Genomic DNA, 24,044 nt, shown 5'->3' on the forward strand with positions numbered 1-24,044 from the left:
CGGTGTGGCCGCGCTGGCCACGCTCGGCCGCCTGCGCCGCCAGCTTGAGCTTCTGGAAGCCCAGGCCGGGGAGCCCGCCGGGGCCGCCGCCCTGCCCGCCGCCCTGGCCATCGCCCTGCCGGCCGCCACGCGTGGCGATCTCGGGCCGCGGCTCGCGGGGCTGGCGGCGCGCCTCACCGCCCTGGCCGGGGAGGCCCCCGCCGGGGCGGCGGAGGGCGGCGTGGAGGACACCGCCACCCTGGCAGCCGAGGCGCGTGAGGCCGCCGCCGCCGCCTGCGCCCTGGGGCAGGAGCCGCTGGAGGCCCTGCTGCTGACGCTGGAGGACCTCGCCGACCGCGCCGCCGACCCGGATGCCGCCACGGCCCTGGCCCTCCAGGGCCCCGCCCTGGCCGAGCGGCTGCACGCCCTGGCCGAGGGCCTGCCCGCCACCCCGCGTGCCTGGCCCGCCGCCGAGGAGGCCGGGGTGGCCGACCCGCGCCTGCCGCCCGCCTTCCGCGCGAGCATGGGCGGCGCGGCGCGGGGCCGGGCGCTGGCCGCCCTGGCCGCCGGGCAGGCGCTGTTCGTCGCCCGCCTCGCCCTGGGGCGCGATGCGGCGGCGGAGAATGCCATCGGCGCCTGGCTGCATGACGAGGCCGAGGTCCTGGCCAGCCGCAACCTGCCCGAGAGCGACCCGCCGGCGCTGGAGATCCTCTTCGCCAGCGCGCGGGCGCATCCGGCGCTCGTCGCCCAGGCCACCGCGCTGGACCCGCGCGGGCATGTGCTGCGCGATCTCTCGCCCCTGCCGGAACCCGCCGCCGGGGCGCCTGCCGATCCCGCGCCCGAACCCGCCGCCGAGACCCCCGCCGAGGCTTCCGTCGAGGCGTCTGTCGAGGCTGGGCCGGTGACCATGCGGGTGCGGCAGGAGACGATCGACGGCATCATCAACCTCCAGGCCGAGCTGCGCGCCGCCGCGCTCTCCCTCGCCGAGGCGTTGCAGGAGGGGGGGGCGCGGGCCGGCCTCACCCGGCTGGCGGCGCTGGAGCAATGGCTGCCCGCCAGCATGGCCGGGCAGCTGGCCGAGGTGCTGGACCGGCTGCGCCGCCACCAGGACGCGATGGAGGCGGCCGAGAGCCGCCTGACCCTCTCCCTCCGCCGGCTGGACGAGGCGGTGATGGAGCTGCGCGTGGTGCCGGTGGGCACGCTCTTCGCCCGGCTGCCGCGCGTCGCCCGCGCCGTGGCGCGCGCCAGCGGCAAGGATGTGGATCTGGTGCTGGAGGGGCAGGAGGTCGCCATCGACCGCGGCCTCGTGGAACTGCTGGCCGACCCGCTCCTGCATCTGGTGCGCAACGCGGTGGATCACGGGCTGGAAAGCCCCGCCGCCCGCCGTGCCGCCGGCAAGCCGGAGCGCGGCACGCTGCGTATTTCCGCCGCCCGGCGCACCGGCCAGATCCGCGTCCGCGTCAGCGATGACGGGGCGGGGATCGACCGCGCCCGCGTGCTGGCGCGCGCCGTGGAGCGCGGGCTGGTCGAGCCCGCCCGTGCCGCCGCCCTGCCGGCTGAGGCGGTGCATGCCCTGCTGTTCCACCCCGGTTTTTCCACCGCCGAGGCGGTGACGGAAACCTCCGGCCGCGGCGTCGGGCTGGATGTGGTGCAGGAGGCCGTCCGCCGCGCCGGCGGCACGCTGGAGGTGGAGAGCGAGCCGGGCCAGGGCACCCGTTTCACGCTGCGCCTGCCGCTTTCGGCGGCGGTGCAGTCGGTGCTGCTGGTGGAGGCGGGGGGGCACCCCTATGCCCTGCCCGCCGGCCGGGTGGAGGCGGTGCTGGAGGCCGCCGCCGTGCCGCCGGGCACGGAGATGCGCGACCTCGCCACCCTGCTGCACCTGCCGGAGGCGCGGCGCGGGGAGGGCGGCGTGGTGATGCTGCGCAGCGGCGGGCGGCTTATCGGCCTGTCGGTGGACCGCGTGCAGCGCCGTTCGGATTTGCTGCTCCGCCCCCTGCACCCGGCCCTGGCGGCCCTGCCTGGCATCGGCGGCGTGGGCGTGCTGGGCAATGGCGAGCCCGTGGTCTTGCTGGAACCCGACGCCCTGTAAAACGGAGGTGGGGGTCCGGGGGAACTCAGTTCCCCCGGCGGGAGGGCCAGGGAGGGCAGCGCCCTCCCTGTTTTTTTGGGGAGGCAGGCCGGGGGAATGAATTCCCAATAACCTCCCAATAACCTCCCCTTGGCCCCCTTCTTTTTCCTGCCAGGGCCAGCGGCCGCTGGCCGCCGGCTCAGCGCTTGTCGAGCGCCAGGGCGCCGGGGCCGGAGAAGACGAGGTAGAGGAAGACGAAGCAGAACAGCACCGCCCCATCGCCGCCATTCAGCACCGGGTAGAAGCTCTTCGGCGCATGGGAGAGGAAATAGGCGAAGGCCATCAGCCCCGACAGCACAAAGGCCACCGGCCGGGTGAACAGGCCCAGCACCAGCAGGGCGCCGCCGCCGATCTCCAGCAGGGCCGCGAACCAGGTGAGGGTGAAGGTGCCCGACAGCCCCCAGGGCGGCGGGGCCGGGAAGCCGAACAGCTTCTGCGTGCCATGGGCGATGAAGAGCAGGGCGCTCATGATGCGCAGGGCGGCCAGCACATAGGGGGCAAAGCGGTTCAGGTTTGCGGTCACAGATGTCTCCCGATCGAGGGCGGAGCCGCTGCCCCGCCGCGCTCCAGATAGGGCGGCAGGGGGAAGATGAAAACCATTCTCAGTTCAGCCAGGGCAGCGTCCCCGCCGGCAGGCGCCGGCCGAGCAGGGTGGCCAGCGCCATCAGCCCCGCCACCAGCAGCAGGGCCAGGCAGGACACCGCCGCCGCCTGCGCCCCCTGGCCGCCATCCTGGAGGTTGAACACCAGCAGGCCCAGCGTCTGCGTCCCCGGCCCCTGGAGGAGGGAACTGACCGTCACCTCATTGACGGCCAGCAGCACCACGAGCAGGGCGCCCGCCGCGAGCGCCGGGGCCAGCAGCGGCAGATGGATGGCGCGCAGGCGCATCAGCGGCCCGGCGCCCAGGCTTTGCGCCGCGCGGTCCAGCGCCGGGTCCAGCCGGGCCGCCGCCGCCGCCACGGGGCGCAGCGCCAGCGCCTGGAAGCGCGTGAGATAGGCGAAGAGGATCAGCGCCAGCGTGCCATAGACCATGCCGCCGCCGGGCAGGCCGAGCACCAGCAGGATGGCCGCCACGGCGGTGCAGGCGCCGGGCAGGGCATAGGGCAGGTCGGCCCCCAGGCTGGCCCAGCGCACCACCCGCCGGTTCAGGGAGAGCGCCACCGGCAGCGCCGCCAGCGCCAGCAGCAGCGCCGCGCCACAGGCCAGCAGCAGCGAATTGCCGAAGGCCGCCAGCGTATGCGCCCCCGGCGCCAGGGCAGCGGCGAAATGCCGCGCCGTGGCGCTCTCGGCGGAGAGCGGCACGCCCATGGCCGGCACCAGCGCGGCGCAGAGCAGCGCCGCCATCGGCAGCGCCAGCACCGCCAGCAGATAGAGGCCGAGTGGCAGCAGGGCGAGGCGGCTTCCCCGCGTGGCGGGCAGCGGCTGGAAGGGTTTTCCCGCTTTCCACGTGGCGCCGCGCGCGGCGCGGAACTGCGCCAGCAGCCCCGGCAGGGCCAGCGCCGCCAGCAGCAGCGAGAGCGCCGCCACCTGTGCCAGCGCCGCCGGGCCGGTGGCGGAAAGCCGCTGCCAGATCAGCACCGTCAGCAGCGGGTAGCGCGCCGGGATGCCGAGCAGCGCGGCGATGCCGAAATTGCCCAGCGCCGCCACGAAGGCCAGCCCCAGCCCGGCCAGCAGCCCCGGCATGAGCAGCGGCCAGATCACACGCCGCAGCAGGAAGCCGCGCCCGGCGCCCAGGCTCTGCGCCGCCTGCACCAGCTCGCCCGGCAGCCGCCGCGCCAGCGCGGCCAGGGAGAGCAGCACCAGCGGCGCCCCCTGGATCCCCAGCAGCAGGATCATGCCGCCCGGCCCGTGGAAGGGGTTGGGCGTGCCGAGCGGCGGCGCGAGGCCCAGCGCCAGCAGCAGCGGAGAGGAGGGGCCGCCCATCTGGCTGAAGCCCAGCGCCAGGATCTGCGGCGGCACCAGCAGCGGCAGGATGCAGAAGAAGATCAGCGCCCGCCGCCCCGGCACGGCGCGCAGCAGCAGCAGCCCGGCCTGCGCCACGCCCAGCGCGGCGGCGAGCAGCGCGGCGCCCCCCGCCACCAGCAGGCTGCGCCAGGCGGCGCGCCAGACGGCGGCATCCTGCGCCAGCGCCACCAGGGCCGGGCCGGCGGCCTCCGCCAGCAGGCGCAGTGAGGGCGCGAGGCCCACCACCGCCAGCCAGAGCAGGGCCACCCAGCCCAGCGCAGGGAGGCGGTTGAACATGTTCGGCATGCGCCATCCCCGGTCCGGCGACCCAGGGGGAATGGCGGCCGGGGCGGGGGCGGTCAACCGGGGGGCCGGATCGTTGTTCCTGGGAGGGCTCCGCCCTCCCAGACCCGGATCATTGTTCCTGGGAGGGCTCCGCCCTCCCAGACCCTCCGGCCGGGGGGACAGGGTCCCCCCGGACCCCGCCATCAGTGGGTAACGAACTGAACGCGGGGTCCCCCCAGGGAAAACTCGGGGTGGCCGTGCCACCCCGGCGGGGGGTGCGGGGGGCGGAGCCCCCTGCATCACTGCCCCATGATCTGATTGAACTTCTTCAGATCGGCCTCGGCCTCCGCGCTGGCGCGGGCGGCGTCGAAGGGCAGCAGGCGCAGCGTCTTCGGGTCAGGGAAGCCGGCCGGCGGCGCCACGGCGGGGTCCGCCGGCAGGAAGCCCTGGCTGGCCGCCAGCTCCTGCCCCGGCCGCGACAGCAGGAAGGAAATGAAGGCCGCCGCCGCGCGCGGGTTCTGGCTGCTCTTCAGGATGGCCGCCGGCTCGGTGATGGCGCTGGCACCTTCCTCCGGCACGATGAAGCGCACCGGCGCGCCCTTCGCCGCCTCGCGGATCGGCATGTAGTCCACGACGATGCCGAAGGCGCGCTCGCCCCCCGCCACGGCCTGCATCACCGCGCCATTGCCGCCGCGCGGCTGCAGCCCGGCGGCGCCCAGCTTCTCCCAGTAGGCCCAGCCCAGGCCCGGCGTCTGCGCCACCGCCTGCACATGGATCGCCGCCGCGCCGGAGACGCTGGGGGAGGGCATGGCCGTCAGGTTGCGCGCCTCGGGCCGCAGCAGGTCGGCCCAGCTTTTCGGCGTGAAGGGGGCGCGGGTGTTCATCACGATGCCGGTGGTCAGCAGCTTGGTGCCGAAATAGCTGCGCCCCGGATCATGCCGGTCCGCCGGGGTGCCGGCGATGTCCACCTCCGGGCTCGGGCGCAGCAGCCCTTCCTTCTTCAGCCCCTCGAAGGTCAGGCTGTCGGCCAGCAGCAGCACATCGGCCCTGGGCGCGCCGGCGGCGATCTCGGCGCGCAGCCGCGGCAGGATCTGGTTGGTGCCGCCGCGGATCCACTCCACCTGCACCTGCGGGTGGCGCTGGCGGAACATCTCCACCGTGCGGGCCGCGTCCGGCTCCAGCTGGCTGGTGTAGAGCACGAGCCGGCCGGAGGGCTCGCCCGCCCCCGCCCCCGCCCCTTGCGCCCGCGCCCGGCCGGAGACGACCCAGGGCGCGGCCAGGGTGGAGAGGCCAAGGAGGAGGAAGCTGGCGCGCCGCATCATTCCGGGGTGTCCTCGTTGCGTGGGTCTCGCTGGCGCCTCACCTAGCGGCAGAGGTGCCGCCCGTGCAGGGGGGGCGCGTGAAGTTTCAGTGACTCCCGCGCGTGTTTACAGCCGGGGAGGCCGCACCTAATGAGGGAGGCAGCAGGCGGGAGGGACCGGAATGGGCGTGCCAGACACGACTGGGCCAGACACGACTGGGCCAGACACGACTGGGCCAGACGAGACCCGGGAAGACGACATCCTGTTCGAGACCCTGGAGGGCGGCCTGCGGCGCGTCACCTTCAACCGGCCGCAGGCGCGCAACGCCTTCACCTTCGCCATGTATGAGCGCCTGGCCGCCTTCTGCGCCGAGGTGGCGGAGGACCGCGCCACCCGCGCCATCATCCTGACCGGGGCGGGGGGCAGGGCCTTCGCCGCCGGGACGGACATCAACCAGTTCCGCGCCTTCCGCACGCCGGAGGACGCCATCGCCTATGAGGAGCGCGTGGGCCGCGTCATCGCCGCGCTGGAGGCCTGCCCGAAGCCGACCATCGCCGCCATCGAGGGCGCCTGCACCGGCGGCGGCGGCGCCCTGGCCGCGGCCTGCGACATCCGCATCGCGGGCGCCAATGCGCGCTTCGGCTTCCCCATCGCCCGCACGCTGGGCAACACGCTGTCCATGGGGGCGCTGTCGCGGCTGGTGGCGCTGGTCGGCCCGGCGCGGACCAAGGAGATGATCTTCACCGCCCGCCTGCTCGACGCCGGGGAGGCCCTGGCCGCCGGGCTGGTGCAGGAGGTGGTGCCCGAGGGCGGCGATGTGCAGGCCCGCGCGCTGGAGATGGCCCGCGCCATCGCCGCCAACGCGCCGCTGACGCTGCGCGCCATCAAGGAGGCGGTGTCCCGCCTGCGCCCGCAGATCACCTCCGAGGAGGGGCGGGACCTCATCCTGATGTGCTACATGAGCCAGGATTTCCGCGAAGGCATGGATGCCTTCCTGAACAAGCGCCCGCCGGTCTGGAAGGGCGAGTGAGAGCAGCGACGCGATGATCCCCCGCCTTTCGGACCTGCCGGCCCCCGCCACCCCGGCGCTGGCCTTCCTGGATGAACTGCGCCTGCGGGGCTTCGAGGGCGACCTCTCCGCCGCCTTCGACGACCGGCTGGTGATGGCCACCGACAATTCCATCTACCAGCGCCAGCCCCAGGCCGTCGTCTTCCCGCGCGGGGCGGAGGATCTCACCCGCATCGCCAAAGTGGCGGCCGATCCGCGCTTCCACGGCGTCGCCATCACCCCGCGCGGCGGCGGCACCGGCACCAATGGCCAGTCGCTGACGGAGGGCATCGTCGTCGATGTCTCCCGCCACATGAACCGGCTGCTGGAGGTGAACGCGGCGGAAGGCTGGGTGCGCGTGCAGCCCGGCCTGGTGAAGGACGCGCTGAACGCCGCGCTGAAGCCGCTCGGCCTGTTCTTCGCGCCGGAATGCTCCACCAGCAACCGCGCGACGCTCGGCGGCATGATCTCCACCGATGCCTGCGGCCAGGGGTCCTGCCTCTATGGCAAGACGCGGGATCACGTGCTGGCGCTCTCCGTCGTGCTGATGGACGGCACGCTGTGGGAGAGCCGGCCGCTGGAGGCGGAGGAGCTCGCCCGCGTGGCGCGGCGGCAGGACATGGTGGGCGCCATCCACCGCGTGGCCGACGGCATCGCCCGCGAGCAGGCGGCGCTGATCGCCGAGCGCTTCCCGCCGCTCAACCGCTGCCTGACGGGCTATGACCTCGCCCATCTGCGCGATGCGGCGGGGCGCTTCAACCTGAACTCCCTGCTCTGCGGCGCGGAGGGGACGCTGGCGATGATCGCCGAGGCGAAGATCCGCGTCCTGCCCATCCCAAAGCGCAGCGCCCTGATCAACCTGCGCTACGACAGTTTCGACGCCGCCCTGCGCGATGCCCGCACCCTGATGGCGCTCGGCGCCGCCTCGGTGGAGACGGTGGATTCCAAGGTGCTCGGCCTCGCGCGCGGGGATATCGTCTGGGGCGGCATCGCCGAGTTTTTCCCGGATGATCCGGAAGGCCCCGCCGCCGGCATCAACCTCATCGAATTCGTCGGCGACAGCGAGGCGGAGGTGCGCGCGAAGCTCGGCCCCGTCGAGGCCCTGCTGGCGGCGGAGGGCCGCGCCTTCGGCCGCCGCGGCCACACCCTCGCCTGGGACGCGGCGGGCGAGCGCATCCAGGGCATGCGCAAGCGCGGTGTCGGCCTGCTCGGCAACATGAAGGGCGAGAAGCGGCCCATCCCCTTCGTCGAGGACACCGCCGTCCCGCCTGAGAACCTCGCCGACTACATCGCCGAGTTCCGGGCGGCGCTGGACCGGCGCGGGCTGGAATACGGCATGTTCGGCCATGTCGATGCCGGCGTGCTCCATGTCCGCCCCGCCATCGACATGAAGGCCGAGGGGGCCGAGCGGCTCATCCGCGAGGTCTCGGACGAGGTCTTCGCCCTGACCCGCAAATATGGCGGGCTGCTCTGGGGCGAGCACGGCAAGGGCGTGCGCTCCGAATACGTGCCGGAGGTCTTCGGCCCGCTCTACCCGGCGTTGCAGGCGGTGAAGGCGGCCTTCGACCCGCGCAACCAGCTCAACCCCGGCAAGATCGCCGCCCCGGATGGCGAGGCCCTGCTGGCCATCGACCGCGTGCCGATGCGCGGCCAGCTCGACCGCACCATCCCCGCCCCCGTGCGCGCCGCCTATGACGAGGCGCTGCACTGCAACGGCAATGGCGCCTGCTTCAACTACGACACGCAGGATGCCATGTGCCCCTCCTTCAAGGTGACGGGCGACCGCCGCCACTCGCCGAAGGGGCGCGCCAGCCTGTTCCGCGAATGGCTGCGCCAGCTCGCCGCCGCCGGGGTGGACCCGACGGCGGAGGCGGCGCGGCTGCAATCCGCCAGCCTCTGGCGGGAGTTCCCGGCCCGCCTGCGCAACACCCTGGCGCTGCGGCGGGGGGAGGCGGATTTCTCCCACCAGGTGAAGCAGGCCATGGATGGCTGCCTCGCCTGCAAATCCTGCTCCGGCCAGTGCCCGATCAAGGTGGATGTGCCGGGCTTCCGCGCGAAGTTCCTGGAGATCTACCACGGCCGCTACCTGCGCCCGCTGCGCGACTACCTGCTGGGTGGGCTGGAAGCGGCCCTGCCGCTGGCCGCCCGCCTGCCGGGGCTGATGAACGCCGTGCTGGGCAGCGCCCCCGGCCGCGCCATCGGCCGCCGCCTCGGCCTCGTGGATGCGCCTCTCTTCACCGGCATCGACCTGCTGGACGCCGCCGCGGCGCGCGGCATTCTGCTCGCTTCGCCCGAGGCGCTGCTTGCCGTGCCCCAGGCGGAGCGGGAGCGCCATGTGGTGCTGGTGCAGGACGCCTTCACCAGCCATTTCGAGACGGGTCTGGTCCTCGACCTCGCCGAGGCCCTCTCGCGCATGGGCTTCACCCCCTGGCTGGCGCCCTACCGGCCCAATGGCAAGCCGCTGCACGTGCATGGCTTCCTCGCCGCCTTCCGCCGCCAGGCGCGCGACAATGCCGCCATGCTGCGCGGCCTCGCCGCCAGCGGCATCGCCCTGGTCGGGCTCGACCCCTCCATGACCCTGACCTATCGCGGCGAATACCAGGGGCTGGAGGCGCCGCCCGTGCTGTTACCCCAGGAATTCCTCGCCAGCCGCCTGCCGCTGCTGCCCCAGCTTTCACCCGGCGAGGGTTTTTCCCTGTTGCCCCACTGCACCGAGCGGACCAACGCCGCCGCCTCGCTGAAGGACTGGCAGGCGGTGTTCATGCGCCTCGGCGCGCCGCTCACCCTGCTGGCCTCCGGCTGCTGCGGCATGGCCGGCACCTATGGGCATGAGGCCGAGCACCGCGAGACATCCGAGCGGCTCTATGACCTCTCCTGGCGCGGGCATGTGGCGCGGCAGGGAGAGCGCCTCCTCGCCACCGGCTATTCCTGCCGCAGCCAGGTGAAGCGCTTCGATGGCATCGCCCTGCGCCACCCGGTGCAGGCCCTGCTGCTGCGCCTGCGCGAAGCGGCGCCGCCTTCCGAGATGTCGAAGGCGGCCTGAACAAAAAATCAGGGGGAAGGCCAGGGGGAAGGCCAGGGGGAAGAAAGAATTCTTCCCCCTGGAACCCCCATCATCTTTTTCTGTCAGGCTGCCGCCGTCTCCCCGGGGGGCGGGGCGCCTTTTTTGTTGGAGGGCCGCATGGCCGGTGAGGATGAGTATGTCTACGACGAAGCCACGGGTGAGTGGCGGCCGGCCAGCGAGGTCGCCGCCGCCGCCGAGGCCGCGAAGCCCGTGGCGCGCGATGCCTCCGGCCACGCCCTGGCCGATGGCGATGCCGTCACCCTGATCAAGGATCTCAAGGTGAAGGGCACCAACACCACGCTGAAGCAGGGCACCGTCATCCGTTCCATCCGCCTGACCGACGACCCGGACCTGATCGACTGCCGCCACGACACCATCAAGGGCCTCGTGCTGCGCACCGAATTCGTCCGCAAGCGGTAGCCGATCCCCCCCTGAAGGCGGGTGCAGGGGACCCTGTCCCCTGCTGGGGGAGTTTGAGGGGGCAAAGCCCCCTCATCCCCAGGGTCGTCCAGAGCTCCCTCACCCCTCCAGGCTGAGGAAAGCCTGCACCAGCCGCGCCCGGGCCCCGTTGCGCAGCCACAGCACGCCCAGGCGGCGCGGCGGGCAGGGGCGGGGCAGGGGCAGCCGTGCCAGCCGCAGCCCTTCCGGCCAGGGTGGCGCCCAGTCCGGCACCAGCGCCACCCCCAGCCCGCGATCCACCATCACCGCGATGGCATCCAGCGCGTCCAGCTCATAGCGCTCGCGCGGGCGCAGCCTTGCCTCGCGCAGATAGCGGTCCGCCAGCCGCCCGCCCCATTGCGCCCGGTCATAGCGGATGAAGGGGCGGGTGGAGAGCAGCGCATGCGGCTCCTCCCCCGCCAGCGCGGCGGGGGCCAGCAGGATCAGCTTCTCCTCCCGCAGCAGGTGCCAGGCGCAGCTCTTGGGCGGGGTGAAATCCGGCTGCACGATCAGCGCCGCATCCAGCTCCCCCACCAGCACGCGGCGATAAAGCTCGGCCGAGATGCCGGGGGAGATATGCGCCTCCAGCGCCGGGTAGCGCTCCGCCATGCGCGCCAGCAGCGGCGGCAGCAGCCCCGTCAGCCCGGTGGCGATGGCGCCCAGCCGCAACTCCCCCGCCAGCCCGCCGCCGGTGGCGAGGTCGCGCAGGTCCCGCACCTCCCGCAGCAGGGCGCGGGCACGCTCCAGGATGGCCAGCCCCGCCGCCGAGGGCGCCACGGCGCGGCCGCTGCGCAGCAGCAGCTTCGCCCCCATCTCCGCCTCCAGCGCCTGGATGCGCTGGGCCAGGGCGGCGGGCGTCAGGTGCAGCCGCCGCGCCGCCGCGGCGATCGAGCCCTCCTCCACCACGGTGACGAAACTGTCCAGGAAGCGCGTGTCCATCGGATGGAAAAACTATCGTCCGAAAGCAGGAAAGGAAGGGTTTTCTGTGGCTGGGCCGGCCGCCACACTGGCCCACCGGACGGGGCATGTTCCGCCCCGTTCCGCCAAAAAGCCAAAAGACTGGAAAAAAGATGGATCTGGGCCTGAAGGGTCGGGTCGCGCTGGTGCTGGGCGCCGGTGGCGGCCTGGGCGGCGCCATTGCCGCTTCTCTCGCGGCGGAAGGGGCGAAGCTGGCGCTGGCCGATGTCAGCGCCGAGGGGCTGGCCCGCACCGAGGCGGCACTGAAAGAAAAAGGCGCCGAGGCGATCAGCCTGGTGTGGGACCTCGCCGACCTCGCCGCGATCGAGACGCAGGTGGCGCGCATCGAGGCGGAGCTCGGCCCCGTCGCCGTGCTGGTCAACAACACCGGCGGCCCGCCGCCCACCCCCGCCGCCGGCCAGGACCCGGCGCTCTGGGCAAAGCACTTCAACGCCATGGTCCTCTCCGTCATCGCGCTGACGGACCGCGTCCTGCCCGGGATGCGCGCGGCGAAATGGGGCCGCGTCATCACCAGCACCTCCTCCGGCGTGGTGGCGCCCATCCCCAATCTCGGCCTCTCCAACGCGCTGCGCTCCACCCTGCTGGGCTGGTCCAAGACGCTGGCGCGCGAGGTGGGGCGTGATGGCATCACCGCCAACATCATCCTGCCCGGCCGCATCGCCACCGACCGCATCAGGTTCCTCGACGAGCAGAAAGCCAAACGCGAGGGCCGCGAGGTCGAGGCCGTGGCGGCGGAAAGCACCGGCTCCATCCCCGCCGGCCGCTATGGCCGCCCGGAGGAGTATGGCGACGTGGTGGCCTTCCTGGCCTCCGGACGCGCTTCCTATATCAACGGCTCGGTCATCCGCGTGGATGGCGGGCTGATCGCCAGCATCTGATCGCCAGCATCGGAGGTTTTGCCATGACCGTCGAAGTCGCCCCGCTCGACCCGCAGATCATTGAGACGCTCGCGGGCATCTCCACCGCCACCCTGACCACGGTGCTGCTGAAGAAGGGCCTGCGCAATGTGTGGATGCGCGGCACCCGCCCGCTGAAGCCGGGGCAGCCGCGCCTCGTCGGCCGCGCCTTCACCCTGCGCTTCGTCCCGGCGCGCGAGGACCTCGCCACCCCCGCCTCCTGGTCCAACCCGATCTCCACCCGCAGCGCCATCGAGGCGATGCCGGAAGGCGTGATCGTGGTGGCCGATGCCATGGGCGTCACCGATGCCGGCATCTTCGGCGATATCCTCTGCGCCCGCATGGCGAAGAAGAAGGTGGCGGCGCTGATCACCGATGGCGTGGTGCGCGATGGCGCCGGCGTCATCGCCACCGGCCTGCCGGTGTGGTGCCAGGGCCATGCCGCGCCGCCTTCCGTCGCCGGCCTCACCTTCATCAACTGGCAGGAGCCGGTGGGCTGCGGCGGTGTCGCTGTCTTCCCCAATGATGTCGTGGTGGTGGATGATGACGGCGCCGTGCTCATCCCCCAGGCGCTGCTGGAGGAGGTGGCGGCCCAGGCCGCCGAGCAGGAAGCCCAGGAATCCTGGATCATGTCCGAGGTGGAGAAGGGCGCGGCGCTGCCCGGCCTCTACCCGCCCAATGCCGAGAACAAGGCGCGCTACGAGGCCAGCCGCCAGAAGAAGGGTTGATCAGAAGGGCTGCACACCATCCGGCCCCGCGCCACGCCCCCCCGCGCAATGAGGGGGGCGGGCGCGGCACGCCGCAGGAGGAGGAGACGAAGCATGACCACCCCGACCGGCCGCGGCCCCGCCGCGCCGATTTCCCGCCGTGGCCTGGGCCTGAGTCTGGGCCTGTCCGGCGCCGCGTTGCTCGCCGCGCGCCCCGCCCGTGCCGCATCCTGGCCGGCGGAGCGCACCATCACCGTCATCGTGCCCTTTCCACCGGGGGGCGGGGTGGACCAGATGGCGCGCCTCCTCCTGCCCGCTGTGCAGAAGGCCCTGCCGGGCGCCAGCTTCGTGGTGGAGAACCGCGCCGGCGCCGGCAGCCAGATCGGGCTGGAGGCGCTCTTCAGCGCCCGGCCGGATGGCTATACCCTGGGCGCCATCAGCGCCCCGGTGCTGATGACCATGCCGATCGAGCGCCCCGTCCGCTACCGCGTGCAGGAATTCGGCTACATCGCCAATGTGGTGGACGACCCGGGCGCGCTGTGGGTGCGCCGGGATTCGCCCATCCGCGACTTCGCCGACCTCATCGCGCGGGCGCGGCAGGCACCGGGCACGCTCAGCTTCGGCACCACCGGCATCGGCTCGGATGATCACCTCGTGATGCTGGAGCTGGAGCAGGCGCTGCCCGGCCTCCGCTTCAGCCATGTGCCCTTCAACGGCTCCGCCCCGCTGCAGACGGCGGTGCTGGGCGGGCATCTGGATGTCGGTTGCTTCAATGTCAGCGAGGGCGGGCCAGGCTACCGGGACGGGCGCTTCCGCGGCCTGGCCCAGGCGGGCGCGGCGCGCGAGCCCAGCCTGCCCGAGGTGCCCACCCTGGTGGAGCAGGGGGTGGCCGTGGTGGCCGGGGCCTCGCGCGGTATCCTGGCGCCGCCGGGCCTGCCGGCGGAGATCCTGGCGAAGCTGGAGGCCGCCTTCGCCGCCGCCATGGCCGACCCCGGCTTCCAGGCCGAGGCCCAGCGCGCCGCCATGCCGCTGAAACCGCAGACCGGTGCCGTCTACCGGCAGGCCGTGCTGGGGCTGGATGGGCGGCTGAAGGAGATGTGGGCGCGCAAGCCCTGGCGGGATCAGTAGAAGGGAAAGAAGCGTTCTTTTTTGAAAAAAGAACCAAAAACTTTTTTCAGTTGGCGTCCCGCCTCGGGCCTGAGGTGGGACGCCTAACTGGAAAAGTCTTTTTGCTTCTTTTTCTTCAGAAAAAGAAGGATCTTTAAAACTAAACCGCTTTGCGGAGATTGGGGGAGGGCTTGAAGCGCACGGTCTTGCCGGCCTTGATCTTCACAGGCTCGCCGGTGCGGGGGTTGAGGCCCTTGCGCGCCTTGGTCTTGCGCACGGTGAAGGTGCCGAAGCTCGGCAGGGTGAACCCGCCATTCTTCTTCATGTCCTTGACGATGGCGGCGATCAGGTCGCCCGCCGCCCTGTTGGCGGCGACGCCGGTGCAGCCCAGGGATTCCTGGAGCACCTGCGCAATGAAGGCCTTCGACATTTTGCTGTGACTCGCTGTGTGACCGAGGGGTTTTATTTGCAGGCGTATCGCGTCTGCTTACCAATTCAGGCGCCCGGCGGCCAGCGCGCCAGGGTTCTTCTTGTGCCTTCCCCTGGGAAAAACAGCGTGTGCGCCCGGCGGAGGTGGCTCCACCGGGCGCGGGGGCCGTGTCAGCCGGCGGCGGCCAGCGCGGCGGGGCCGTGCGCCGCCTTCCATTCGGTGAGGCGGCGCAGCGCCTCGCGCAGCACCTCCTCCCGCTTGCAGAAGGCGAAGCGGACGAAATGCTTGGGCGCCTCCGCCCCGGCATAGAAGGCGGAGACGGGGATGGCCGTCACCTTCGCCACCTCGGTGATGTGGCGGCAGAAGGCCACGTCGTCGCCGGCGAAGCCGAGCGGGGTGATGTCGGCCGTGATGAAGTAGCTGCCCTGCGCCGGCAGCACGCCGAAGCCGAGGCCGGCGAGGCCCTCCGCCAGCAGGTCGCGCCGCGCCTGGAGCTCGGCGGAAAGGCCCTCGAAATAGGCATCATCCTTCGCCAGCCCCAGCGCCACGGCGCGCTGCAGGTTGGGCGGGGTGGTGAAGGTCAGCATCTGGTGCGCCTTGGCCACATTCGCGGCCACCGAGCGGTCGGCTGTGATGTAGCCCACCTTCCAGCCGGTCAGGCTGAAGGTCTTGCCGGCCGAGCCGATGCGCAGGCAGCGCTCGCGCATGCCGGGCAGCGTCATCAGCGGGATATGGCGCCAGCCGTCGAAGGTGAGGTGCTCATAGACCTCGTCGCAGATGGCGTAGGTGTCATGGCGCTGGCACAGCTCGGCGATGAAGGCGAGCTCGGCGGCGGTGAAGACCTTGCTCGCCGGGTTCATCGGCGAGTTGAGCAGGATGGCCTTGGTCTTCGGGCCGAAGGCGGCGGCCAGCTCGGCGCGCGGCAATTCCCATTTGGGCGGGGAGAGGCGCACCAGCTTCGGCACGGCGCCGAGCAGCTTCACGACGGGGAGATAGGTGTCGTAGAGCGGCTCCAGCAGGACGACCTCATCCCCCGGGTTCAGCACGGCCATCAGGCTGGCGGCCAGGGCCTCGGTGGCGCCGGAGGTGACGACGACTTCCGCGTTGGGGTCGATCTCCAGCCCGTAGAAGCGCCGATTCGCGGCGGCGACGGCCTGGCGCAGCTCGGGCAGGCCGGTCAGCGGCGGGTACTGGTTGCGGTTGTCGAGCAGCGCATCGGCCGCGGCGCGCACCACATCCTCCGGCCCCTCATAGTCGGGGAAGCCCTGGCCGAGATTGACCGCGCCGTGCTGCACGGCCAGCGCCGACATGACGGTGAAGATGGTGGTGCCGGTCGCGGAGAGCAGGTCGTTCTGCGGCTTCATGGGCGGTTGTTCTGTCCAGCACGGCCCTGCCGGTGCGCGGGCAGGGGAGGGGGCGGCCCGCTGCTCCGGGGGCATGGCGCTGCCCCCCGCCCCGGCCCCGGGCGCGGCGTGATAATGGAAGCCCCGGGCGCCGCGCGCAACCGTGCTTGGTGCATGCCTGCCACTTCGGCAGGCAGCCTGCCCGGTAAGCAGGCGCAAGCCTGTATCATTCCACGGAAAATCCGCTGGCATGCCATTGCCGGGTTGGGGTGGGGCATGCAACACAGCACGACGAGCCGACCCGCCGCCGAGACGGTATGGGGTACGGGAACCCGGGAGGAAGGAAGGACGGGACGGGCCTCAAACCGAGGTTCGCGCCGTGGACGGAGCCGATGAAGAAGATCGAGGCGATCATCAAGCCCTTCAAGCTCGACGAGGTGAAGGACGCGCTGCATGAGATCGGGCTGCAGGGCCTGACCGTGGTGGAAGCGAAGGGGTTCGGGCGCCAGAAGGGGCATACCGAGCTGTATCGCGGTGCCGAATACGTCGTTGACTTCCTTCCCAAGGTGAAGATCGAAGTTGTCTGTTCCGATGATCTGGCGGAGCGCGCGATCGAGGCCATCCAGGCCGCCGCGCGCACGGGCCGCATCGGTGATGGCAAGATCTTCGTCTCCGAGGTGCATGAGGTGATCCGCATCCGCACCGGCGAACGGGGCGAGGACGCGGTCTGACCGCGTGATCTCCAGGCCGCGGCGCCGTCTCTGGCGCGCGGCCTGCATGGAATTTGGCGGGGGCGGCACCGCGTGCCACCCCGCTCCGCGCGGCGGGGGCGAGGCCCGCGCCACGCGGCTACTGTGACAGAGTGTCGTTAGGGGAACAGGACCACACACGATGGCGAAGAAGACCGCAGCGCCCAGCGCCGTCTCCAAGGTCATGGAGATGATCAAGGAGAACAGCGTCGAGTACGTGGATTTCCGGTTCACGGACCCGCGCGGCAAGTGGCACCACACCGCCCAGCACGTCTCCACCATCGAGGAGGAGATGTTCACGGACGGCATCATGTTCGATGGCTCCTCGATCGCCGGCTGGAAGGCGATCAACGAGTCCGACATGATCCTGCTGCCGGACGCCACGTCCGCCTGCATGGATCCGTTCGCCGCGAAGCCGCAGCTGATCCTGTTCTGCGACATCATCGAGCCCTCGACCGGCCAGTCCTATTCGCGCGACCCGCGCTCGACGGCGAAGAAGGCCGAGGCCTACCTGAAGTCGAGCGGCGTCGGCGACACCGCCTTCTTCGGCCCCGAGGCTGAGTTCTTCATCTTCGACAACGTGAAGTTCGGCACGGGCGGCAACTACGGCATCTACCAGCTCGAGAGCATCGAGGGCCCCGGCGCCAGCCTGAAGGACTATCCGGAAGGCAATATGGGCCACCGCCCGGGCGTGAAGGGCGGCTACTTCCCGGTCAACCCGGTTGACAGCGAAGTCGACCTGCGCGCCGAGATGCTCTCGACCATGATCGAGATGGGCGTCGTCGGCGAGAAGCACCACCACGAGGTGGCGCAGTCGCAGCATGAGCTCGGCACCAAGTTCGGCCCGCTGGTCATGCAGGCCGACCACATGCAGATCTACAAGTACGTCATCCACAACGTCGCGCACAGCTACGGCAAGACCGCGACGTTCATGCCGAAGCCGATCTATGGCGACAACGGCTCGGGCATGCACGTGCACCAGTCGATCTGGAAGGATGGCAAGCCGCTCTTCGCCGGCAATGGCTATGCCGACCTGTCCGACTACGCGCTGTGGTACATCGGCGGCATCATCAAGCACGCGAAGGCGCTGAACGCCTTCACGAACCCGTCGACCAACTCCTACAAGCGCCTGATCCCGGGCTTCGAGGCCCCCGTGCTGCTGGCCTACTCGGCCCGCAACCGCTCGGCCTCCTGCCGCATCCCGTATGCGACGAACCCGAAGGCCAAGCGCGTCGAGGTCCGCTTCCCCGACCCGACCGCCAACCCCTACCTGGCCTTCGCCGCCATGCTGATGGCCGGCCTCGACGGCATCAAGAACAAGATCCATCCGGGCGAAGCCATGGACAAGGATCTGTACGACCTGCCGCCGGAAGAGCTGAAGGGCATCCCGACGGTGTGCGGCTCGCTGCGCGAGGCGCTGGAGTCCCTCGCCGCCGACCACGAGTTCCTGCTCGCCGGCGACGTGTTCTCCAAGGACCAGATCGAGTCCTACATGGAACTCAAGTGGCAGGATGTGTATCGCTTCGAGCACACCCCGCACCCGGTCGAGTTCGAGATGTACTACTCCGTCTGATCCCTCCCGGATCAGCCGACACAAAGAGCCCAGGCGCCCCGTGCGCCTGGGTTTTTTTGTCAGCTGCCGGTTTTTTGTCAGCTGCCGGTCAGGGCCGGGACGGCGGGTGCTGCACTCGGGCCAAGGCGCTCCGGCCCAGCGGCGCAGCCCCCTGCCACTTGGCCGGGGGTGCTCCCCGGCCAAGTGCCGCGCCCCACCTGCCAATGCTGGAGCGGCAGCCTGAAAGAAACGCTGGAGCGGCAGCCTGAAAGAAAATTAAGCCTCGGCGAGGGTGCGGGCGCCGTCGCGGAGGGAGGCTTCGCTGATGCGGATGCCGAGGCCCGGGGTGGTGGGGACGACGACTTCGCCCTTCTCCTGCGGGATGCGCTCTTCCAGCACGTCCTCGGTCAGCACGTGGTGGGGCATGTAGAATTCGCAGCCCAGGGAGATGCCCGGCGTCGCGGCGATGAGCTGCGTGCCGGCGGCGAGCGCGATGCCGCCTTCCCACAGCGTGCCGCCATAGCCGGGGATGCCGGCGGTGTCGGCGATGGCCATGAGCGCCTGCGCCTTCAGCAGGCCGCCGCATTTCATCAGCTTCACGCTGATGGCGTCCGCCGCCTGCCGGCGCACCACTTCAAGAAGATCCGTGGCGTCGAAACAGCTTTCATCGGCCAGCACCGGCGTGTCCAGCGCGGTGCAGAAGGCCGCCATGGCGTCCAGGTGGCGGCGCGGCACCGGCTGTTCGATGAAGGTGGGGCGGAAGCGGTCCACATCCCGCAGCACCGTCATGGCGGCGAAGGGCTCCAGCGCCTGGTTGTAGTCCAGCCGCAGGTCGATGGCGTCGCCGAAGGCACCGCGGATGGCCTCCAGATGCGCCATGTCCTCGGCATGGCTCTTCACGCCGGTCTTGACCTTGAAGAGGCGGTGGCCCTGCGCGACCATCTCCCGCATCCGCTCCATATCGGCGCTGAAATCGGGGTCGGCGATGGAGAAGGAGAGGGGGATGGTGTCGCGCACCCGGCCGCCGAGCAGCTCGGAGACGGGCAGGCCCGTCTGGTGGCCGAGGATGTCGAGCATCGCCATCTCGACCGCCACCTTGCTCTCCGGGTGGCCGACCAGGGCGCGGTCCATCGCCGCCATCAGGCTGCGCAGGCGGCGCACCGGCGCGCCCAGCACCAGCGGGCGCAGATAGGCGTCGAGCGCGAGGAAGGCGCCCTCCGGCGTGCCGGTGAAGACCTCCCACGGCGCCGCCTCGCCCCAGCCCACCGTGCCGTCGCTGGCGGTGAGTTCCAGCAGCACGCGGCGCACGCTGCCCCTGACCGAGCCCACACCCTGGGCGCGGGCCATTTTGATCGGGCTTTCCACCAGGAAAACCCGCATGCGCTCGATGACCGGTCCGGTGCTCATCCTTCAGCCCTCCCGCTGGCGGTGGAAATGGGCGAGGAAGGCGCGTGTCGCCTCCTCCCGCGGTGTGTCGATCACCTGCCGCGCGGGGCCGTCCTCGACGATCACGCCATCCCGCAGGAAGACGACGCGGTGCGCCACCTCACGCGCGAAGGCGATCTCATGCGTGACGGTGACCATCGTCATGCCCTCCGCGGCGAGGGACTGCATGACGGCCAGGACCTCGCCCACCAGCTCCGGGTCGAGGGCGCTGGTCGCCTCGTCGAAGAGCATGACGGCGGGTTCCATGGCGAGGGCGCGGGCGATCGCCACGCGCTGCTTCTGGCCGCCGGAGAGGCGGGCGGGGTATTGCTCCGCCTTCTCCGCCAGGCCGACCTTGGCCAGCAGCCCGCGCGCCAGTTCCTCGGCGCGCGCGCGCGGCAGGCGGCGGACGGTCAGCGGGCCTTCCATCACATTGGCCAGCACCGTCATGTGCGGAAAGAGATTGAACTGCTGGAACACCATGCCCGTGGCGGCGCGGAAGCGCGCCATCGCCGCCGTGCCGGGCAGGGAGAAGGCGCCGCCGAAGGCGAAGCTCTGCTCCCCCACCCGCACGCGGCCGCCATCGGGCACCACCAGCAGGTTCAGGCAGCGCAGCAGGGTGGACTTGCCCGAGCCGGAGGGGCCGATCAGCGCCACCACCTCGCCCTTCCGCACCTGCAGGTTCACGTCGCGCAGCACGGTATTGGCGCCGAAAGTCTTCCGCAGCGCGGCGACCTCGATCATCGGCTGTGTCATGGACATCGCGCCTTCCCCTCAGTCCGACCGCGCGAGGCGGCGCTCCAGCCGGCCGACCAGCAGGGTCAGCGGGAAGAGCACGGCGAAATAGATGACGGCCACGATGGTGTAGATCTCGAGCGGCCGGTAGCTGTCATGCGCCGCCGCCTGGCCCTGGTAGAGCAGGTCCGGCACCGCCAGCACCGACACCAGCGAGGTGTTCTTGAGCTGGATGATGGACTGGTTCATCAGCGGCGGCACCATGCGCTTCAGCGCCTGCGGCAGGATGATGCGGCGCATCGACTGCGCCGGCGTCATGCCAAGCGCCAGCGCCGCCTCGCTCTGCCCCGTCTCGATCGAGGCGATGCCGCCGCGCACGATCTCGGAATAGAAGGCGCCGCCATAGAGGGCGAGGGAGAGCACGCCGGCCGTCGTCGCGCTCATCTCCACGCCGGTCAGGATCGGCATGGCATAGTAGAACCAGACGAGCTGCACCAGCACCGGCGTGCAGCGGAACACCTCGACATAGCCCTGGCTGGTCCAGCGCAGCGGCGCGAGGCGCGACAGCCGCATCAGCCCCGACAGCAGCCCGACCGCGAGGCCGAGCGCGACGATGGCCGCGGTGAAGGCGAGCGTCACCCAGAGGCCGTTGACGAAGAGCCAGCGATAGCTCCAGACAACGGCGAAATCCCATTGATACATCTATGGATTCCCGGAAGCGGGCGGGGCCGGGGCACGGGCTGCGCGCCCCGGCGGCCACCTCAGAGCGTGACGCCCGGCGGGAAGTCGGCCTCGGAGAGGCCCACCAGCTCCATGTTCTTCAGGATGGCGCCGCGCACCGCGCCGAGGCCCTTGTTGAAGTCGATCCAGGTGTTGACGAAGTCGCGCCAGGTCTTGTCCGCCTCGCGCCGGAAGCCGGCGTTGGAGGTGGTGGCGAAGAGCGGCGTCGGCACCACGACATGGCCGACATTCGCGTTCTTCTTCGTCGCCGTCAGCGCCAGCAGCAGCACGAGGCACTGCGCATCGGCGCGGCCGGACTGCACCGCCATCGTCGCCTCGTCGGCGGTCTTGAAGCGGCTGATCTGCGCCTTGGGGCAAAGCCGCGTCACCACCTGGTCCTGCGAGGAGCCGCTGTCGACGGCGATCTTCACCGCCGGGTCGTTCAGCTCGTCCCAGGTCTTGGGGGAGAAGCCGCGCTTGGCCAGGAAGCTGAAGGCGTTGCTGAAGCAGGGGACGGAGAAATCCACCACCAGCGCGCGCTTCGGCGTCGGGTTCAGGCCAAAGAAGATATCGATCTTGTTCGACTGCAGGTCGAGCACCGAGTTGCCCCAGGTGGTCTCCGTCAGTTCCAGCTCGGCCTCCAGCTCCTCGGCCAGCATCTTCAGCAGGTCGATGTAGAAGCCGCGCCACTGACCGGTGGCCAGGTCCTTGTGGTAATAGGGGGCGCCACCCACCACCGCGGCGCTGCGCAGCTTCTTGGTGCGGCGGATGCGGTCGAAGGTGGATTCATTGGCCGGGCCCTGGGCGAGGGCCGGGGTGGCGAGGCTCGCGCCCATCGCCAGCGCGAGGCCGGCGGCGGTGCCCATCATACGGCGAGAAACCATGATCCTGTCTCCTGCGGCGGCCCGGGGCGTGTGCCCCCGGCCGGTGGGTGATGCTTCCCGTTCGGTTCTGGCGTGTGCCGTCGCGACGCGGCTTTTCCCCTTCATAGCCGCCCCTGGCCCCTGGCGGGAGCCCCTGGGGGGAGAGACGCCTTGTGCAAGCCGGACAATTGTTAAGAGATGCTTGCAGCCTGTATCATGCTGCATCACAGCACGCGCGGAGCATGCCCCCTTGGAACAATTCTTCAAGCTGGCCGAGCGCGGCACCACGCCGCGCCGGGAGGTCCTGGCCGGCCTCGCCACCTTCCTGACCATGGCCTATATCGTCGTGGTCAACCCCGGCATCATGGCCGCCGCCGGCATCGACCCGGGCGCCGCCTTCGTCGCCACCTGCCTGGCCGCGGCCATCGGCTCGGCGCTGATGGCGCTGCTGGCCAATTACCCGGTGGCGCTGGCCCCGGGCATGGGGCTGAACGCCTATTTCGCCTTCGCCGTCGTGGGCGGCATGGGCGTGCCCTGGCCGGTGGCGCTGGGCGCCGTCTTCATCTCCGGCCTGATCTTCTTCGCCGTCTCGCTGGCGGGTTTCCGCGAGTGGCTCATCAATTCCATCCCGCTCTCCCTCAAGCTCGGCATCGCCGCCGGCATCGGCTTCTTCCTGGGGCTGATCGGGCTGCGCGGCATGGGCCTCGTCGTCGCCAACCCGGCGACGCTGGTGGGGCTCGGCTCCTTCCATGAAGTCTCCACCATCCTCTCCTGCATCGGCTTCGTGCTGATCGCCGGGCTGGTGGCGCGCGGCGTCACCGGCGGCATCGTCATCGGCATCCTGGTGACGGCGCTGCTCGGCGTGCCCTTCGGCCTGACGAAGTTCAACGGCATCTTCGCCCTGCCGCCCTCCCTGGCGCCGACCTTCCTACAGATGGACATCGCCGGCGCCCTCAGCCTCGGCATCACCGGGATCGTTTTCACCTTTTTCATCGTCGACCTGCTCGACAATGCGGGCACGCTGATCGCCACGACGCACCGCGCCGGGCTGATGAACAAGGATGGCTCCCTGCCGCGCCTCGGCCGCGCGCTGATGGCCGATTCCGGCGGCGCGATGATCGGCGCCGTGCTCGGCACCTCCACCACCGTCAGCTACATCGAAAGCGCGGCCGGCGTGCAGGCCGGCGGCCGCACCGGGCTGACGGCGCTGACCGTCGCCGGGCTCTTCCTGCTGACGCTGTTCCTGGCGCCGCTCGCCACCAGCATCCCCGGCTTCGCCACGGCGCCGGCGCTCGTGCTCGTCGCCTGCCTGATGGCCCAGGGCCTGCGCGACATCGCCTGGGAGGAACCCACCGAATACCTGCCCGCCATCGTCACGGCGCTGGCCATGCCCTTCAGCTTCTCGATCGCCACGGGCATCGGCCTCGGCTTCATCTGCTACGCGCTGGTCAAGGTGGTGGCCGGGCGCGCGGCCGAGGTGGGCGGCGCCGTCTGGGTGATCGCGGCGGCCTCGGCGGTGAAGTTCTATCTTCAGGGCTGAAAAAGCAGCGTTCTTTTTTGGAAAAAAAGAACCAAAAAACTTTTTCCGGTGCAGCCTCCCGCTTGGACGGGAGACGGCGGCAGCCGGAAAGAAAAAAGCCAAGGGAGGGGACTCCCTTGGCTCTCTTTTTTGCGTGTGACGGGACCGGGCGCCGGGGGTGGCGCCCGGAGGCTCATTCACCGGCCTCGGCCAGTTCCAGCAGGGCGGCGCCGTCGCGCCGGACCTGGGCGATGCGCGCGCCGCCACAGGCCGGATGGCCCAGGGCGCCGCTGCCAGGCTTGACCACCTGGAGCTTCGCATCGACACGGCAGACCAGCACGGCGGCATGGCCGCCCCCGTTCCACCGCCGCAGCGCCACGGCCCAGTTGCCCGCGGCGTCATAGTGCATGCGCAGATAGCGCGCCGCCCAATCCGCCGACCGCTCCGGGTCCAGCGGCCAGTCATTGCCGTTACGGGCATGCACGCGGGCATTCACCTGCACGCATCCCGCCATCACGGAGGCCTTGGCCGGAGCCCGGGCCAGGATCGCACGCGCCTCAGCCCGGCTCTGCGGGTAGTAGGCGCGCCCACCGATGTTCAACGCATGGGCATGAAGCCCGGACTCCGCCAGGGCAACCGCAACCAGCAGCCCCTCCGGCAGGTCGTATTTCAGTTCGGCGGTGCGCACGGCCGCCAGGCAGGCATTGCGCGGCCCGGCCTCGGCCGGACGGGTTGACACAACAGGAGCGGCGAGGACCAGCGCTCCCAGGATCATCCCCGACCACCTTCTTGGTGGCACCTTGCGGGGGTGTTGCAGGTTGCCTCTGTGGCGAG

Annotated in this window: 21 protein-coding genes; 10 read left to right on the plus strand and 11 right to left on the minus strand. The window is 71.1% G+C overall.

Translation table 11 applies throughout. The annotated features are described in order from the left end of the window. Positions 1–2,068 (plus strand): chemotaxis protein CheA (locus NON00_RS10700; RefSeq protein ID WP_256020530.1); only part of this gene is annotated, 2,068 nt, incomplete at its 5' end. A gap of 178 nt (positions 2,069–2,246) precedes the next feature. Here NON00_RS10700 and NON00_RS10705 read toward each other — a convergent pair. From NON00_RS10705 to NON00_RS10715, 3 genes are all read right to left on the minus strand, one after another. Next, entirely contained in the window at positions 2,247–2,630 is a 384-nt protein-coding gene (locus NON00_RS10705; protein WP_256020531.1) for a DoxX family protein, read from the minus strand. A gap of 79 nt (positions 2,631–2,709) precedes the next feature. Then, positions 2,710–4,356 (minus strand): iron ABC transporter permease, encoded by a 1,647-nt coding sequence (locus NON00_RS10710; protein ID WP_256020532.1) that lies wholly within the window; start codon positions 4,354–4,356, stop codon positions 2,710–2,712. Between the two features lie 278 nt (positions 4,357–4,634). Next, on the minus strand, positions 4,635–5,654 hold the full coding sequence (locus NON00_RS10715) for an ABC transporter substrate-binding protein (protein WP_370688702.1): 1,020 nt from the start codon (positions 5,652–5,654) through the stop codon (positions 4,635–4,637). A gap of 169 nt (positions 5,655–5,823) precedes the next feature. Here NON00_RS10715 and NON00_RS10720 point away from each other — a divergent pair, with 169 nt between their 5' ends. From NON00_RS10720 to NON00_RS10730, 3 genes are all read left to right on the plus strand, one after another. After that, positions 5,824–6,666 carry an enoyl-CoA hydratase gene (locus tag NON00_RS10720; protein ID WP_256020534.1) on the plus strand — a complete coding sequence of 281 codons (843 nt, stop codon included), beginning with the start codon at positions 5,824–5,826 and terminating at the stop codon, positions 6,664–6,666. A 13-nt stretch (positions 6,667–6,679) separates the two neighbouring features. Then, positions 6,680–9,727, plus strand: coding sequence for an FAD-binding and (Fe-S)-binding domain-containing protein (locus NON00_RS10725; protein WP_256020535.1), 3,048 nt, complete (start codon positions 6,680–6,682; stop codon positions 9,725–9,727). Between the two features lie 138 nt (positions 9,728–9,865). Continuing rightward, a complete protein-coding gene (locus NON00_RS10730) occupies positions 9,866–10,168 on the plus strand; it encodes an alkylphosphonate utilization protein (protein WP_256020536.1) in 303 nt (100 codons plus the stop codon). A 99-nt stretch (positions 10,169–10,267) separates the two neighbouring features. Here the strand turns inward: NON00_RS10730 and NON00_RS10735 are convergent, their stop codons facing one another. Beyond that, positions 10,268–11,125, minus strand: coding sequence for a LysR family transcriptional regulator (locus NON00_RS10735; RefSeq protein WP_256020538.1), 858 nt, complete (start codon positions 11,123–11,125; stop codon positions 10,268–10,270). 131 nt (positions 11,126–11,256) lie between these two features. Between NON00_RS10735 and NON00_RS10740 the strand changes: the two genes are divergently transcribed. The 3 genes from NON00_RS10740 to NON00_RS10750 all read left to right on the plus strand — a co-directional run bounded on the left by NON00_RS10740 (position 11,257) and on the right by NON00_RS10750 (position 13,895). Continuing rightward, positions 11,257–12,042: an SDR family oxidoreductase gene (locus tag NON00_RS10740; protein ID WP_256020540.1), complete on the plus strand. Its 786-nt coding sequence runs from the start codon at positions 11,257–11,259 to the stop codon at positions 12,040–12,042. Between the two features lie 23 nt (positions 12,043–12,065). Beyond that, positions 12,066–12,788, plus strand: a complete 723-nt coding sequence (locus NON00_RS10745; RefSeq protein WP_256020543.1) for a ribonuclease activity regulator RraA — start codon at positions 12,066–12,068, stop codon at positions 12,786–12,788. Positions 12,789–12,881: 93 nt separating this feature from the next. Further along, on the plus strand, positions 12,882–13,895 hold the full coding sequence (locus NON00_RS10750) for a tripartite tricarboxylate transporter substrate binding protein (RefSeq protein ID WP_256020544.1): 1,014 nt from the start codon (positions 12,882–12,884) through the stop codon (positions 13,893–13,895). 139 nt (positions 13,896–14,034) lie between these two features. Here the strand turns inward: NON00_RS10750 and NON00_RS10755 are convergent, their stop codons facing one another. Next, complete coding sequence (locus NON00_RS10755) at positions 14,035–14,304, minus strand: HU family DNA-binding protein (RefSeq protein ID WP_256020545.1); 270 nt, start codon at positions 14,302–14,304, stop codon at positions 14,035–14,037. Positions 14,305–14,474: 170 nt separating this feature from the next. Then, complete coding sequence (locus tag NON00_RS10760; RefSeq protein ID WP_256020546.1) at positions 14,475–15,668, minus strand: aminotransferase; 1,194 nt, start codon at positions 15,666–15,668, stop codon at positions 14,475–14,477. A 371-nt stretch (positions 15,669–16,039) separates the two neighbouring features. Here NON00_RS10760 and NON00_RS10765 point away from each other — a divergent pair, with 371 nt between their 5' ends. Both NON00_RS10765 and glnA read left to right on the plus strand, forming a co-directional pair. Next, complete coding sequence (locus NON00_RS10765) at positions 16,040–16,378, plus strand: P-II family nitrogen regulator (RefSeq protein WP_256020549.1); 339 nt, start codon at positions 16,040–16,042, stop codon at positions 16,376–16,378. A gap of 160 nt (positions 16,379–16,538) precedes the next feature. Further along, positions 16,539–17,969, plus strand: a complete 1,431-nt coding sequence (gene glnA, locus NON00_RS10770) for a type I glutamate--ammonia ligase (protein WP_256020551.1) — start codon at positions 16,539–16,541, stop codon at positions 17,967–17,969. A gap of 255 nt (positions 17,970–18,224) precedes the next feature. Here glnA and NON00_RS10775 read toward each other — a convergent pair whose 3' ends face one another. Genes NON00_RS10775 through NON00_RS10790 form a run of 4 tightly spaced genes read right to left on the minus strand, consistent with a single transcriptional unit; the run spans position 18,225 to position 21,712 of the window. Beyond that, positions 18,225–19,355, minus strand: coding sequence for an enolase C-terminal domain-like protein (locus NON00_RS10775; RefSeq protein WP_256020554.1), 1,131 nt, complete (start codon positions 19,353–19,355; stop codon positions 18,225–18,227). A gap of 3 nt (positions 19,356–19,358) precedes the next feature. Further along, the gene (locus NON00_RS10780; protein WP_305123304.1) at positions 19,359–20,129 is read right to left on the minus strand and encodes an amino acid ABC transporter ATP-binding protein; all 771 of its coding nucleotides are present in this window, start codon (positions 20,127–20,129) and stop codon (positions 19,359–19,361) included. Between the two features lie 18 nt (positions 20,130–20,147). Beyond that, positions 20,148–20,810 (minus strand): amino acid ABC transporter permease, encoded by a 663-nt coding sequence (locus NON00_RS10785; RefSeq protein ID WP_256020556.1) that lies wholly within the window; start codon positions 20,808–20,810, stop codon positions 20,148–20,150. 59 nt (positions 20,811–20,869) lie between these two features. After that, the gene (locus NON00_RS10790; protein WP_256020559.1) at positions 20,870–21,712 is read right to left on the minus strand and encodes a transporter substrate-binding domain-containing protein; all 843 of its coding nucleotides are present in this window, start codon (positions 21,710–21,712) and stop codon (positions 20,870–20,872) included. 229 nt (positions 21,713–21,941) lie between these two features. On the opposite strand from NON00_RS10790, the gene NON00_RS10795 reads away from it, so the two are divergent. Next, positions 21,942–23,231 carry an NCS2 family permease gene (locus tag NON00_RS10795; protein ID WP_256020561.1) on the plus strand — a complete coding sequence of 430 codons (1,290 nt, stop codon included), beginning with the start codon at positions 21,942–21,944 and terminating at the stop codon, positions 23,229–23,231. Positions 23,232–23,403: 172 nt separating this feature from the next. On the opposite strand, the gene NON00_RS10800 is transcribed toward NON00_RS10795, so the two are convergent. Beyond that, the gene (locus tag NON00_RS10800; protein WP_256020564.1) at positions 23,404–23,985 is read right to left on the minus strand and encodes a transglycosylase SLT domain-containing protein; all 582 of its coding nucleotides are present in this window, start codon (positions 23,983–23,985) and stop codon (positions 23,404–23,406) included. Positions 23,986–24,044 lie beyond the last annotated feature (59 nt).

The organism is Roseomonas sp. GC11 (assembly GCF_024437745.1).
Classification (GTDB): domain Bacteria; phylum Pseudomonadota; class Alphaproteobacteria; order Acetobacterales; family Acetobacteraceae; genus Pseudoroseomonas.

Bases quoted from the DNA above. Each gene is read 5' to 3' on its own strand.
- NON00_RS10710 (WP_256020532.1), bottom strand. From the start codon at position 4,356: ATGCCGAACATGTTCAACCGCCTCCCTGCGCTGGGCTGGGTGGCCCTG.
- NON00_RS10715 (WP_370688702.1), bottom strand. From the start codon at position 5,654: ATGCGGCGCGCCAGCTTCCTCCTCCTTGGCCTCTCCACCCTGGCCGCG.
- NON00_RS10725 (WP_256020535.1), top strand. From the start codon at position 6,680: ATGATCCCCCGCCTTTCGGACCTGCCGGCCCCCGCCACCCCGGCGCTG.
- NON00_RS10730 (WP_256020536.1), top strand. From the start codon at position 9,866: ATGGCCGGTGAGGATGAGTATGTCTACGACGAAGCCACGGGTGAGTGG.
- NON00_RS10735 (WP_256020538.1), bottom strand. From the start codon at position 11,125: ATGGACACGCGCTTCCTGGACAGTTTCGTCACCGTGGTGGAGGAGGGC.
- NON00_RS10740 (WP_256020540.1), top strand. From the start codon at position 11,257: ATGGATCTGGGCCTGAAGGGTCGGGTCGCGCTGGTGCTGGGCGCCGGT.
- NON00_RS10745 (WP_256020543.1), top strand. From the start codon at position 12,066: ATGACCGTCGAAGTCGCCCCGCTCGACCCGCAGATCATTGAGACGCTC.
- NON00_RS10750 (WP_256020544.1), top strand. From the start codon at position 12,882: ATGACCACCCCGACCGGCCGCGGCCCCGCCGCGCCGATTTCCCGCCGT.
- NON00_RS10755 (WP_256020545.1), bottom strand. From the start codon at position 14,304: ATGTCGAAGGCCTTCATTGCGCAGGTGCTCCAGGAATCCCTGGGCTGC.
- NON00_RS10760 (WP_256020546.1), bottom strand. From the start codon at position 15,668: ATGAAGCCGCAGAACGACCTGCTCTCCGCGACCGGCACCACCATCTTC.
- NON00_RS10765 (WP_256020549.1), top strand. From the start codon at position 16,040: ATGAAGAAGATCGAGGCGATCATCAAGCCCTTCAAGCTCGACGAGGTG.
- glnA (WP_256020551.1), top strand. From the start codon at position 16,539: ATGGCGAAGAAGACCGCAGCGCCCAGCGCCGTCTCCAAGGTCATGGAG.
- NON00_RS10775 (WP_256020554.1), bottom strand. From the start codon at position 19,355: ATGAGCACCGGACCGGTCATCGAGCGCATGCGGGTTTTCCTGGTGGAA.
- NON00_RS10780 (WP_305123304.1), bottom strand. From the start codon at position 20,129: ATGACACAGCCGATGATCGAGGTCGCCGCGCTGCGGAAGACTTTCGGC.
- NON00_RS10785 (WP_256020556.1), bottom strand. From the start codon at position 20,810: ATGTATCAATGGGATTTCGCCGTTGTCTGGAGCTATCGCTGGCTCTTC.
- NON00_RS10790 (WP_256020559.1), bottom strand. From the start codon at position 21,712: ATGGTTTCTCGCCGTATGATGGGCACCGCCGCCGGCCTCGCGCTGGCG.
- NON00_RS10800 (WP_256020564.1), bottom strand. From the start codon at position 23,985: ATGATCCTGGGAGCGCTGGTCCTCGCCGCTCCTGTTGTGTCAACCCGT.